The sequence below is a fragment of the Hymenobacter sp. BT491 genome, from assembly GCF_014349165.1.
Lineage (GTDB): Bacteria > Bacteroidota > Bacteroidia > Cytophagales > Hymenobacteraceae > Hymenobacter > Hymenobacter jejuensis.
Genome location: NZ_JACSJJ010000001.1, coordinates 188,522 through 201,394 on the forward strand (window position 1 = coordinate 188,522; position 12,873 = coordinate 201,394).

The 12,873-nt window shown below is 56.8% G+C and carries 10 protein-coding genes; 8 read left to right on the forward strand and 2 right to left on the reverse strand.

What is annotated here, in order from left to right:
- Positions 1-87: 87 nt before the first annotated feature.
- Entirely contained in the window at positions 88-870 is a 783-nt protein-coding gene (locus tag H9I52_RS00835) for a rhamnogalacturonan acetylesterase (protein ID WP_187452265.1), read from the reverse strand.
- Positions 871-1,246: 376 nt separating this feature from the next.
- Here H9I52_RS00835 and H9I52_RS00840 point away from each other — a divergent pair, with 376 nt between their 5' ends.
- The 6 genes from H9I52_RS00840 to H9I52_RS00865 all read left to right on the forward strand — a co-directional run bounded on the left by H9I52_RS00840 (position 1,247) and on the right by H9I52_RS00865 (position 10,380).
- On the forward strand, positions 1,247-4,453 hold the full coding sequence (locus tag H9I52_RS00840) for a SusC/RagA family TonB-linked outer membrane protein (RefSeq protein ID WP_139514609.1): 3,207 nt from the start codon (positions 1,247-1,249) through the stop codon (positions 4,451-4,453).
- Between the two features lie 65 nt (positions 4,454-4,518).
- Positions 4,519-6,036 carry a RagB/SusD family nutrient uptake outer membrane protein gene (locus tag H9I52_RS00845; RefSeq protein ID WP_187452266.1) on the forward strand — a complete coding sequence of 506 codons (1,518 nt, stop codon included), beginning with the start codon at positions 4,519-4,521 and terminating at the stop codon, positions 6,034-6,036.
- Positions 6,037-6,202: 166 nt separating this feature from the next.
- Complete coding sequence (locus H9I52_RS00850) at positions 6,203-6,985, forward strand: DUF3667 domain-containing protein (RefSeq protein ID WP_187452267.1); 783 nt, start codon at positions 6,203-6,205, stop codon at positions 6,983-6,985.
- An 88-nt stretch (positions 6,986-7,073) separates the two neighbouring features.
- A complete protein-coding gene (locus H9I52_RS00855; protein ID WP_187452268.1) occupies positions 7,074-7,973 on the forward strand; it encodes a LysR family transcriptional regulator in 900 nt (299 codons plus the stop codon).
- Positions 7,974-8,051: 78 nt separating this feature from the next.
- Complete coding sequence (locus H9I52_RS00860; RefSeq protein ID WP_187452269.1) at positions 8,052-9,245, forward strand: threonine synthase; 1,194 nt, start codon at positions 8,052-8,054, stop codon at positions 9,243-9,245.
- A 274-nt stretch (positions 9,246-9,519) separates the two neighbouring features.
- Positions 9,520-10,380 (forward strand): M28 family peptidase, encoded by an 861-nt coding sequence (locus H9I52_RS00865; protein ID WP_139514604.1) that lies wholly within the window; start codon positions 9,520-9,522, stop codon positions 10,378-10,380.
- An 84-nt stretch (positions 10,381-10,464) separates the two neighbouring features.
- Here H9I52_RS00865 and H9I52_RS00870 read toward each other — a convergent pair whose 3' ends face one another.
- The gene (locus tag H9I52_RS00870; RefSeq protein ID WP_187452270.1) at positions 10,465-10,689 is read right to left on the reverse strand and encodes a hypothetical protein; all 225 of its coding nucleotides are present in this window, start codon (positions 10,687-10,689) and stop codon (positions 10,465-10,467) included.
- Between the two features lie 93 nt (positions 10,690-10,782).
- On the opposite strand from H9I52_RS00870, the gene H9I52_RS00875 reads away from it, so the two are divergent.
- Positions 10,783-11,028, forward strand: a complete 246-nt coding sequence (locus H9I52_RS00875; RefSeq protein ID WP_316247986.1) for a hypothetical protein — start codon at positions 10,783-10,785, stop codon at positions 11,026-11,028.
- 384 nt (positions 11,029-11,412) lie between these two features.
- Positions 11,413-12,792, forward strand: a complete 1,380-nt coding sequence (locus H9I52_RS00880) for an ammonium transporter (RefSeq protein WP_187452272.1) — start codon at positions 11,413-11,415, stop codon at positions 12,790-12,792.
- The last annotated feature ends 81 nt before the right edge of the window (positions 12,793-12,873 follow it).

Genomic DNA, 12,873 nt, shown 5'->3' on the forward strand with positions numbered 1-12,873 from the left:
CTGTCAATAAATTATTGGGTAAAGTTAGAAAGCCCGTTCTTCGGCTCGGTTGAGCTGAAGAACGGGCTTTCTAGTTTTTGGGCTGCTTTACTTTTTTACATACTTGTTCAGCGGGCATTTCTTTAAGCCACGCAACCCTTCTATCACCGACTCGGCGTTTAGCTTGGCGCCGGCCTCGTTGGTGTGGGTGTGGTCTTCGACGAAGTAGGTAGCTTTCAGCTTAGTTTCGTCGCCGAGGGCATCGTACTTCTTGGCTACGATCTCGTTCAGGTCGATGAAATAAGCGTTTTCTGCCTTGGCGACGTCGGCGGCCCAGGTGCCGTAGCTACCGGTGCCACGTATGATTTTGCCGTTTTGCCACTGGTTGCGCGGCACCAACGACAGCACAATGGGCGTGGCGCCTTTGGCCTTGGCTTCCTTCACGTATTTGCGCATGTACCAGCCGTAGGTGTGCACTACTTCCTGTTTCTTGGTGATGGGGTTGTAAATCTCTTCGCTTTCCTCGCCAATGCCTTTGAGGGTGCCGCGGGCGCGGGCAGTGTCGGCGAGCGGGCCGTTGTCGTTGTGGCCGAACTGCATCATCACGAAGTCGCCGGGCTTGAGTTGGCTCAAAATCTTATCCCAGCGGCCTTCGGTGAGAAAAGTGCGGCTGCTGCGCCCCCCGATGGCATGATTGCGCACGGCAATGCGCGTCGTGTCGAAGTGCTCGGCCAAAAACGAACCCCAGCCCCACATGCGGTCGGCACCTTTGCCGCTGCCGTTGCGCACCGTGGAGTCGCCGATGAGGTAGAGAGTAGGGCGGGAGGCCGGCTTACTGGCCGCCACCAGCAAGCCCAAGGTGAGCAGGAGAAATAAAAAACGGTTTTTCATGGAACAGAAGGTTGGGAGTGGGTTTGGCCAAACGGTTGCCGGCACCAAGTCGATGTCCGCGTACACTGGCTGATTTACGCCCCAATATCTGGTGCGGGCTACATGCGGCTTTCGGGTACCTACCTGCTCGGCCTCGGTTTTTCAGCCAAATACCGCTCAGCTACGCACGCAATGGCTCCTATGCCAGCAGCTGTAGCTTCTGAAAAGGGAGAGGAGCCGGCCGCTGGTTAAAGGGCATTAAATCAACTAGAAAGAAAAATTCAGTTGGCGGCTTGGTACAGCACTCTACAGGAGGGTTTTGGACTTAGGATGAAATAGTTTGGGTGTGTCAAAGAACCCTGCCTCAAACATTCCCCCACATACCTATCCTGAAACCATGAAGATATGCTACGATTGGCGGCAGTGCCAGCCCCTGGTGCTAGCGGCGTTATTGGTAACTGCGGGCCCCGCCCTTTCGCCGGCGATGGCGCATCCGGTGGTTATTTCCGCGCCGCAATGGCAACTGACGGGCAAGGTAGTGTCGCAGGGCAGCGGCCTGCCGGGCGTAACCGTAGTGCTGAAAGGCTCGACGCAGGGCACCACCACTACCGCCGACGGTAGTTTTACTTTGTCGGTGCCCGAAACGGCTGGTACACTGGTGTTTAGCTTTATTGGCTACACCACGCAGGAAAAAGCATTTTCCGGCCCCGAGACTTTCACCATCACGCTGGCTGAAGACACCAAAAAGCTGGAAGAAGTCGTCGTAGTGGGCTATGGTACCCAAAAGCGCGCCGACGTAACCGGCGCCATTGCCAGCTTCGACGCCAGCAAGCTGCAAGAGCGGCCCATTACCCGCGTCGATCAGGCCTTGGTAGGGCAATTGGCGGGCGTGCAGGTACGCCAGACAACCGGCGCACCCGGCCGGGGCTTTTCGGTGCAGGTCCGCGGCTCGGGCTCGATTACGGCCAATAACGAGCCGCTGTATGTGGTTGATGGCTTTCCGCTGGAAGCGGCGGCCCAGAACGCCGCCGGCCGCTTTGGCACCGGCAGCCCGCTGGACAACATCAACCCCAACGACATTGAAAATATTGAGGTACTGAAGGACGCCGCGGCGGCCGCCATTTACGGTTCGCGTGCGGCCAACGGCGTGGTGCTGATCACCACCAAGCGCGGCAAATCCGGCAAGCCCAAGCTCACCTTCAATACCTACGCCGGCGTGAGCCAAGCCGTGCGCCACCTCGACATGCTCAGCGCGGAGGAGTGGGTCGACCGGGCTACTGAAATGATCAATGCCGCGTGGGTAGCTTCCGGAACCGGCCGCACAGCCAGCCAGACCACAGCGCAGCGGCAGGCCATTTTGGGCGTGAATACCATCAACCCCAACCTGATGCTTGACGAGCGCTGGGCCCAGCCCGGCCATCCGGGCCTGACCTACATCGACTGGCAAAAAGAAGCCTTCAAAAACGGTTTCACCCAGGATTATCAGCTGGCCGCTAGTGGCGCCAATGATTTCGTAAACTATTATGTATCTGGTGATTACCTGAGCCAAGGGGGCATCATGATCGGGTTAGGCTACAAGCGCTATTCGGCGCGGGCCAACGTAGAGGTGAAAGCCAACGATAAGTTTAAGTTTGGCCTCAACATATCGCCCAGCTACTCCGTAGCCAAAGACCCCGGCATCGAGGGCAAGGACAACTTGATGCACAACATCGTGTCCTTCACGCCGGTGCAGGAAGCCGCGGCGGGCCTCGACGCCAACACCGGCAACTTCACCAGCTATGCCTGGAGCCTGAGCCGCAACAGCCCAATTCGGGTATTGCAAAACACCACCGGCGACACCAAAACCTTCCGCACCCTGGGCACGCTCTACGGCGACTACCAGCTGCTGCCGGGCTTGGCCTTCCGCACCACGCTCAACATCGACAACACCGACGGCAACACCAAGTCCTACATGCCCGCCTTCGTGAGCGGCAGCGTGGGCAACCGCCAGGCCTCGGGCTCTTATAATGGCTACCGTCGGCAAACGTTTGTGAACGAAAACACGCTGACTTATAACAAGATCTTCGCCGAAAAGCACGACTTCTCGGCCCTGGCCGGCTATTCGTACAACAACTCCAAGATCGATGCCCAGCGCATCAGTTCAACGGGGGGCTTCGTCAACCAAGCGGTAACTACGCTGAACGGCGCTGTAAACATCAGCGGCACGGCCAACAACTTCACCACCGAGACGCGCAACGTGCTGCTCTCGTACTTCGGCCGCGTGCAGTATTCCTACAACAGCAAGTACCTGCTCTCGACCAGTATTCGCCGCGACGGTTCTTCGCGCTTCGGCGACAACACGAAGTGGGGCATTTTCCCCTCGGCTTCGGTGGGCTGGCGCGTGTCGCAGGAGAGCTTCATGGAAGACATCACGCCGCTTAGCGACCTAAAGCTGCGTGGCAGCTGGGGCCGCTCGGGCAACAACGGCATCGGCGACTACAGCAGCATTGCTACGCTGGGCATCTATAACTACACGTTTGGCGGCGCTACCGCCGCGGGCCAGGCGCCCAACCGTGTCAACAACCCCGACCTGAAGTGGGAAAAATCGCAGACGTTTGACGTAGGTTTCGATTTCGGCTTGCTGAAAAACCGCCTGACGGGTTCGTTTGACTACTACACCAAAACCAGCAAAGACTTGCTGCTCAACGTGCCCGTGGTATATGCCTCTGGTTTTGCAACGCAACTGACCAACATCGGCGAGGTGCGCAACAACGGCTGGGAAGTAGAGCTGACCAGCCACAACTTCACCGGCGACTTCCAGTGGAATACCTCGATCAACCTGAGCCACAACGCCAACAAAGTTGTGCACTTGGGACCCACCGACGCACCCATTGAAGTAGCTTCGGCTTTCGACATTCCCAACAACATTTTGCAGGTGGGCCAGCCCATCTACAGCATTTATGTGGTGAAGCAAATCGGGATTCTGAGTCAAGCCGACATCGACAACAAAGTGGCCCTCTACGGCCCGCAAACCGTGGGCGACCCTAAATACCAAGACGCCAACGGCGACGGCAAAATCGATGCGAAGGACCGCCAGATTGTGGGCCATCCGAACCCGAACTACATCTGGGGAGTTACTAACACCTTCAAATTCAAGGGTTTCGACCTGAGCGTGTTGGTGCAAGGGCAGCAGGGTGGCTCCATCTACTCGCTGTTTGGCCGCGCCGTCGACCGCACGGGGCAAGGCTACACCGACAACGCCCTGGGCTTCTACCGCGACCGGTGGCGCTCACCCGACGACCCCGGTGCCGGCAAGCGCGGCAAAGCCTTCTCGGGCTTTGGCCGCATCAAAAATACCGACTGGTTGTATTCGTCTGATTACTACAGAGTTAGAAACATCACGCTGGGTTACGACCTGGGCCTGATCCTCAACAACCGGATTGCGCAAGGGGCCCGCATCTACGTGACGGCCGAAAACTGGTTTGGGCACGACAAATACCTGGGCGGCCTCAACCCCGAGGCGGTGAACACCGACGGTGGCGATGCCAGCTTCCCCATCGGCGTGGATTACGGCGGGCTGCCGCTCACCAAAACGCTCACCTTGGGCCTCAACCTCACTTTCTAGTTTCAAGCTGACAGCGTAACCTGAGTTTTTTCGCTCAAAAGTCGCTTCTAACTTCTGCCTTTCCCATGAAAAAGACATACCTCACTCTGCTTGCGGCCTGCCTGATCGGGCTGGCCGGGTGCGAAAAAGACCTGAACCAAGCCCCGATTTCGAGTGGCTCTACGCCTACCTTCTACGCCACGCAGGCCGACTTTGAGCAAGCCCTCAATGCGACCTACAACATGCTGCGGGTAGGCGACAACGGCGGCTTTCCCGACCGGCAGCTCAACCTCTCCGAAACCCGCTCCGACAACATTTACGGCGTCGGGGATGCAGGTGTGCGCGACTGGGAGCCGGTCAATAATTTCCAGACCACACTGGCCACCAACCCGTACATCGCCGAAGCCTGGGATTCTGATTTCAGCGGCATCTTCCGGGCCAATACGCTGCTCGATCAGCTCGCCGCCAATGGCAGCGTAGTCGACGATGCCACGCGCAAGCGCTTCGAAGGCGAAGCCAAGTTTCTGCGGGCGCTCTATTACTTCGATTTGGTGCGCTACTTCGGCAAAGTGCCCGTTGTGGATCATGCGCTGGTGCCCAGCGAAGTTGGGAAGATTCAGCGGTCGCCGGTGGCCGATGTGTACAAACTCATCCTATCGGACCTGCAAACGGCCATCGACAACCTGCCGGTTTCCTACACCGGCACCAACATCGGTCGGGCTACTTCCGGCGCTGCCAAAGGCATGCTGGCTCTCGTGTACCTGACCCGCTCGGGGCCGACGTACGGCATTGAGGGCCCTGGGCTGGCTACCAACGAATACGCACAGGCCCTGAAGCTGCTCAACGAAATCATCGCCAGCGGCAAGTACTCGTTCCTGCCCAAGTACTCGGACATCTTCTCGTACACCAACGAAAACAACGCCGAGGTGCTGTTTGATGTGCAGTACATCCTGGGCGGCGTGGGTTTGGGCGCTACGTATCCGGGCTTGCTCGTGCCCGACACGTACTTCACGTTCCTGAAGATCCCATATCCTTCCGGGGGGCTCGAAATTCGGCCGATCGCGAATGATTTGCTGAATTCTTATCCGGCCGGCGACGTGCGCAAAACCTTCAACTTCGCCGAAGGCTTCACCAGCACCACGGGCTTCAAGGAAACGCGGTGGCTGATGAAAAAATACCTCAACGAAAACCTGAAAGGCTCTAACCGCAGCGACTGGTCCATCAACTGGATTGTGCTGCGCTACACCGACATCCTGATGATGAAGGCCGAATGCATCCTGCACGGGGCCGGCGGTACCCAGGCCGAAGTCGATGCCATCGTCAACCAGGTGCGCGCCCGCGCCGGCCTCGCCGGCACCGTCAGCAACGTGACGCTGCCCCAGCTGATGGAAGAACGGCGCCGCGAATTTGCCGGCGAGGGTTCGCGCTGGCACGACTTGGTGCGCGAAGGCTTGGTGCTGAACGTCATCAACGCCTGGATTCCGAAAGAAGATACCCGCAACCGCATGAGCCGCAACATCGACGCCAACCAGATCATCTATCCGGTGCCCCAAACCGAGCTGACTTCTTCCGGCGGCTTGTACCAACAAAATCCTGGCTACTAAAGCTTTGACGTAAAGTTCTGTATTACAAGGATTTATATAAAAGACGCTGGCTTTTAGTCAGCGTCTTTTCTTTTTTGCCTAGCCAGCAAAAGCACCGGTCAGTCGCATGGCAGGGCTGACGAAGTTCAGTATCTTGCCTTTGTTTGATATAAACGATTTGCTGCCAATGGAAGACGCTGCCATTGCCTCTGCTGCTGCCGTGCCCACGACGGATGCTCCAGACCTTCTCGCTCACCCTTTCCCCGCAAGTGATCATACCTGCCGCAACTGTGGATTTCAGGGTTCGGGCCGGTTTTGCCAGCAGTGCGGCCAGAGCTACGATACGCACCGCATTACGCTGCCGCATCTGGCGCACGAGGTATTTCACCTGTTTACCCACGTCGAGAAAGGATTTCTCTATACCCTTAAAGAGCTGGCTCTGAGGCCCGGCGACATGCAGCGCCGGTACCTAGCCGGCCAGCGTACCCGCTTTCAGAAGCCGTTTTCGTCGTTTTTTCTGGCAGCTACCATCACGGCGCTAGGGCAATACGCGATTAAAATGCTCCTCATCAAGATGTATGGCATGAGCGGCGAGTCGGAAGATTATTTCCGGCATTATTTCGCCCTGATGCAGGTAGGCTTGTTGCCCCTGTATGCATTCATTACGTGGCTTTTCTTCCGAAAATCGGGCTACAACTACGCCGAAATTGCGGTGGTCGTGTGCTACAGCCTCTCGCTGGTGGTACTCGTTGTGGTGTTGATCAACGCCGCCCGCCTCATTTGGCCGCATTTCGACAGCCGGTACGTGGAGCTGCCGATGGTCGTGCTCTACAACACCTGGACGTATTTCCGGCTGTTTCCCACGGCCTCACGCTGGCAACTAGCCCTGAAAAGCATGTTTATCAATACCGGCTGCTTCTTCCTGTCGCAGTTGGCCGGCTACGTCGCTTCACTGTATTTGGTGCATTGAGGTTGATATCAAGGCTCCGCTTCGGGAAAAATTCAGGAATCACGGGGTGTAGCCAAGCATTATGCCCGGGAGCGGTGTTATTTGCTCGATGCTTTCCCACAAACACGAAATCTTCTTGGAAGTAGCGCGGCTGCTGAGCTTCACCAAGGCCAGCCAGACGCTGTTTATCAGCCAGTCGGCGGTGAGCAAGCAGGTAAAAGCGCTGGAAGAACACTACAAAACGGGCTTATTCGAGCGCTTCGGCAACAGCGTGGCCTTGACGCCGGCTGGGCGGGTTTTGTATAATAAGTTGTTGCAAGCCAAGCAGTTGCAGCACGAATTGCACCAGGAAATTGCCAGCGTAAGCGAAAATTTCTCGCCGCGCCTGCACATGGTCATTGGGGCGAGCACCACCATCTCGCTCTATGTGATTCCGCCGGTGGTTTCGGCCTACCTGACTCGCAACCCCAATATCCTGCTCAGTCTCAAAAACCGCAACAGCGAAAACATCCTCAAGGCGCTGCTCGACCACGAAATCGACCTGGGCATCATCGAAGGCATTCACAAAGTCAGCAACGTCACCTACACGCCGCTGCTCACCGACGATGTAGTGGCCGTGCGGTCGTCGCGCAATCCCCTGAAGAAAAACGAATTAGAGGCCAAAGACCTATACGACATTCCGCTGGCCTTGCGGGAGTCGGGCTCGGGGACGCTGGCGGTGCTGGAAGAAGCCCTGGCCGCCCGGCATATCCGCATCGCCGACCTGCCGGTGCGCGTGCGGTTGGGCGGCACCGAGGCCCTCAAAAACTTTGTGCGGGTCGATACTTGCCTGGCTTTTTTGCCGCGGCAGGCCGTGGTAAAAGAGTTGGCTTCGGGCGAACTGATCGAGGTGAAATTCAGGGACTTGGCCTTGGTGCGGCGCTTCAATTTCATTCAGCGCAAAGGCACCGAAAACAACCTGCCTTACAAAGACTTCGTGCAATTCACAAAGCGTTATTATTCCAAATAGGAATAGCCTATTCCAAAATTGCGCCGATCCGGTTATAGCGAAGGGACGTACTTGCGAGTGTTTTCAACGCCCGAAGCCATGACCCCGAGTAGTACCACCGTCAGTCGAATTTACAACCTAGAGTGCTCCCGCTGCGGCACCCCGCATTCTGCTTTCGCGCTGCAACGCGTGTCGGAATGCTGCGCGCTGCCGCTGGTAGCTACCTACGATCTGAGCGAGCCGCTAAGTCGGCAGAGCATCAACACCAGCGACGGCACCATGTGGCGCTACCAGGAGTTGTTGCCATTGCTCGACGAAGAAAACCGCGTAAGTCTGGGCGAAGGCTTCACGCCACTGCTGCACCTGCGCGGCCTCGCCAACCGCTACGATCTGGCGTGGGTACAGCTCAAAGACGAAGGCCAAAACCCCACCGGCTCCTTCAAGGCGCGTGGCCTGAGCATGGCCATTTCCAAAGCGAAAGAGTTGGGCGTCAGCGGGTGCATCATCCCGACGGCTGGCAACGCGGGCGTGGCAATGGCGGCCTATTGTGCCAAAGCCGGGATGCGCGCTGTGGTAGCCATGCCGCGGCACACGCCCAACGCCTTCAAAGAAGAATGTTATTGGTACGGCGCCGAAGTGCAACTCATTGACGGACTGATAAATGACTGTGCCGCTTGGGTGCGCGAAACCAACGCCCCCGGCGAGCTACTCGACGTCTCGACTCTGAAAGAGCCGTACCGCTTAGAAGGCAAAAAGACGATGGGCTACGAGATTGCGGAACAGCTCAATTGGCAACTTCCCGACGTGATTCTGTACCCCGCCGGCGGCGGCACCGGCCTGATTGGCATCTGGAAGGCCTTTCAGGAAATGAAAGCCCTGGGCTGGTTGTCCGCTGATATTCGGCTGCCGCGCATGGTGGCCGTGCAGGCGGCCAATTGCTGCCCTCTGATCGAAACCTATACGGGCCGGCAGGCCAACGCCCACCACTACGTCGGCAAGCCCACCATTGCCAACGGACTGGCCGTGCCGCGCCCCTTGGGCGAACAAATGATGCTGCAAGTGCTTCAGGAGTCGCGCGGCACGGCCGTCAGTATTACCGACGCCGAAATGATCGAAGGCATGCGCGAGCTGGGCCGGCTGGAAGGCCTGTTTGTAGCGCCCGAAGGTGCCGCCGTCTGGATGGCTGCGCGCAAACTGCTTAATACGGGTTGGCTCGCCGCCGATGAAAAAATCCTGCTGCTTAATACAGGCTCCGGTCAGAAATACATGGATAACGTGGCAGGGCAGTATTAGCCGGCGAATTCTAAGTATACACGAAGGCTGTAGTGAAAAGGTGTTGTTTGGTCAGTTCATTGTAAACAACATCAGCAACGAACCAACCACCCCAGCCGCCGCTGCGCGACGGCGTCCCCTCCTCAGCTGAGGAGGGGAGTTGGAATAGTGCACCAAGTGAAACCTGATTTATAAATGATTGATTATTAGATATTTAATCTTAGAACTTGTTGCTTCTGCTGTTCGTTGGGTGGTTGCGGCCGTATAGGGAGTTCCGTCACCAACGCACTAGAGTATGGAAGCCAACCAGGAGCGGCTGTATGCCGACGTCGAATTTTTGACTTCGATTCTGCCGGCGCGCAATTACCGGAACATGGGCTCGCTCAACAAAGCGGCCGACTACGTGCTCGACGAATTTAAGAAGCTCGACTGCCAAACGACGGAGCAGCGTTTCCTGGCCGATCGGCGCGAATACCGCAACATCATTGCCTCTTTTGGGCCGCCCGACGCAGAGCGCATCATCGTGGGGGCGCACTACGATGTGTTCGGCGACCAGCCCGGCGCCGACGACAACGCCAGTGCCGTGGCGGGCTTGCTCGAAACGGCCCGTTTGCTCCATCAGCACCGCCCGCAGTTGCAGCACCGACTTGATTTTGTGGCGTATCCGCTGGAAGAGCCGCCTTTTTTTGCTTCCAAACAAATGGGCAGCGCCGTGCACGCCAAGTCGTTGCACGATGCCAAAGCGCCCGTGCGGGCCATGCTTTGCTACGAAATGATCGGCTACTTCAGCGACGAGCCGGGCTCGCAGAAATTCCCCAACGAAAAGCTGGCCGCCCAGTACCCAAACACCGGCAACTTCATCACGGTGGTAGGCAAGCAAGGGCAGGAGGCCTTTACGCAGCGCGTGCAGACGCTCATTCAGTCGTATTGCCACCTCGACGTGGAGCGCATCAACCTGCCTGAATCGATGGGCTTGGCCGGCCTTTCCGACCACCGCAACTACTGGGACTACGGCTACGACGCCGTCATGATCAACGATACTTCCTTCCTGCGTAACCCCAACTACCACCAAGTTTCGGACACCATCGACACGCTTGACTTTGAAAGGATGGCCGAAGTCGTGGACGGCGTGTACGGCGCACTTCTGAACCTGTAAGAAACAGGTGCCTGGTAATCCATTGATTATTAAGTAGATATAAATTGCGCTTGGCTGTTATTGTGGCAAATTCTGACTGAAAAGTCACGAAGAAGCAAGGCAGAAAAACCAAGTGTTGGTCGATGCTAAGTGCTTGGTTGTCGATTCTTTGGTGTTGCGGCGAAGCGAATATTCCACCTTCGCATACCCAATCCGCAAGGCGAGCCCGAAACCGTGGAGGTAGAAGAAATTCAGTTTCGCACGCTTCCAGCCGGCAGTGCCCTGCACCTGCCCAACCCCCACGAAGCCGAGCCGATAAGCTTTCTGCACATCTGGGTCAAAGTTGAAGCTGATTTGTAAATATTTGATAATCAGGCATTTGAATTTGAAACCTCGGATTTAGAAAATAAACTGGCGGAAGTAGTGCCCGCCGGTGCAGGTCGTCCGTTTGCCGCAAGTCTAGGCCGATTTGCCGGGCGCGCCGAAGCAACATACGCGGTGAAAAGTAGCCGTTCGCGCTTCTTCGCGTTTGTGGTGACTGGCGCTTTCGAAGTAGAGGGCCGCCTGCTGCACAAACGCGATGGGCTGGCGCTCTGGTATGTGCAGGAAGTAGAGTTGAAAGCGTTGAGCAACGACGCCCTAGTGCTGGTGCTGGAATTGCTCAATTAGGATAAAGCCATCTGTATGAAAGGCCCGGTACGGGGCTGGCCATGAGCCAGTTCCGTACCGGGCCTTTTGCGTGGCCAGCCTTTTTTAGAAAGCAGCGTCAGTCATTCCGAAAGCAATGGGCTGGTCGCAGCCTAAAATTTGCCGGATACCAAGCAAAGTTTTCAAGTCTCCGAAATCAAGGCAGAAATGACCGCAACGCGGGTTTTAGATGTGTAGTAACTGTGGGTATTAGTAAATTTTTAGGTGTTTTTTTAAAATATACATGCGTTTTATCAAAAGACACCTATAAATTAGGGGTGTAAAGCGGTCAAAAGCTGTTATATTTTTCAAAAAGGCATCGTGTTAGAAGGCCTTCCGGAAGAACTCATACTTATTTGAGTAAGCATGTCTACTTTGAAGAAGTCTCGTCCTAGTTACAGTTTAGTCACCCTGCTGGCATTGGTTGGTTTGAGCGGAATGGCAGCTTTTGTGCGTGTGCCGCACCCTACAGCCGCCGCAGGCTCGCTGAATGCCGCCGACATTGCTTGGATGTTGACGGCCACCGCCTTTGTACTGATTATGACGCCGGGCCTGTCGTTTTTTTACGGCGGCATGGTGCGGCCAAAAAACGTGATATCCACGATGTTGCAAAGCTTCGTGGCCTTGGGTGTCATCTCGCTGGTGTGGTACTTCGTGGGCTTCTCACTGGCTTACGGCGACTCTTGGCACGGCTTCATTGGCAACCCTCTGACATTCATTATGTTACGGAATGTGGGCACGGCACCGCATCCGCTGTTGTCGCCTAGCATTCCTTTTATCCTGTTTTTCGCGTTTCAGCTCAAGTTTGCCATCATCACGCCGGCGCTGATCACCGGCTCGTTCGCCGAGCGCGTGCGCTTTAAGGCGTATTTGGCCTTCATGGTGCTGTTTTGTGTGTTTATCTACTGCCCATTGGCGCACTGGACGTGGCATCCCGATGGCTTTTTGCGCAAGTGGGGCGTGCTCGACTTTGCCGGCGGCACCGTGGTGCACATCTCGGCGGGCATCGCTGCTTTGGCTGGGGCCATTGTGCTGGGGCCGCGTTCCAGCCACGGACGTAGTACTTCTTTCTCGACGCCGAACGTGCCGTTTGTGCTGCTAGGCACGGGCCTGTTGTGGTTCGGCTGGTTTGGCTTCAATGCCGGCTCGGCCCTCGGCGCCAACGAAACGGCGGCGCTTTCTTTTGTCAACACCAACTTGGCTTCGGCCGCTGCCTTGGTCGCTTGGATGCTGATTGAGGTAGTACGTGGCGGCAAGCCGACGGCCATGGGCGCCTGCATCGGGGCCGTGGTAGGCTTGGTAGCCATCACGCCGGCCGCTGGGTACGTCGATTACGGCCAAAGCATCCTGATTGGCGTGATTGCTTCGTTGATCAGCCACGCAGCCGTACACTGGCAGAACAGCCGCACCAACATCGACGACACGCTGGACGTGTTTCCGTGCCACGGCCTGGGTGGTATCGTGGGTATGTTGCTCACGGGCGTATTTGCCGATAAGGTAGGCCTAGTCAATGGCACGGCCACCGTATTCAGCTACCACGTATTGGGCCTCGTGATCGTGATTGCCTACACCTTTGCCGGATCGTGGCTACTGCTCAAGCTCACCGACCGCCTCTTCGGGCTGCGCGTAAAGCCCGCCGACGAAGAGTTGGGCCTCGACCTGAGCCAGCACGAAGAATCGACTTACCACGTCGACGAAGAATTCGAGAAAACGTATCGCAAAGAGGTAATCAGCGAGCGCGTCTAGAGCGGCAAAAGGCGCAAAAACTTATTCAGACAAAAAACACGGCGGTCGTGCTGAGCTTACCAAAGCATCTTAGCACGACCG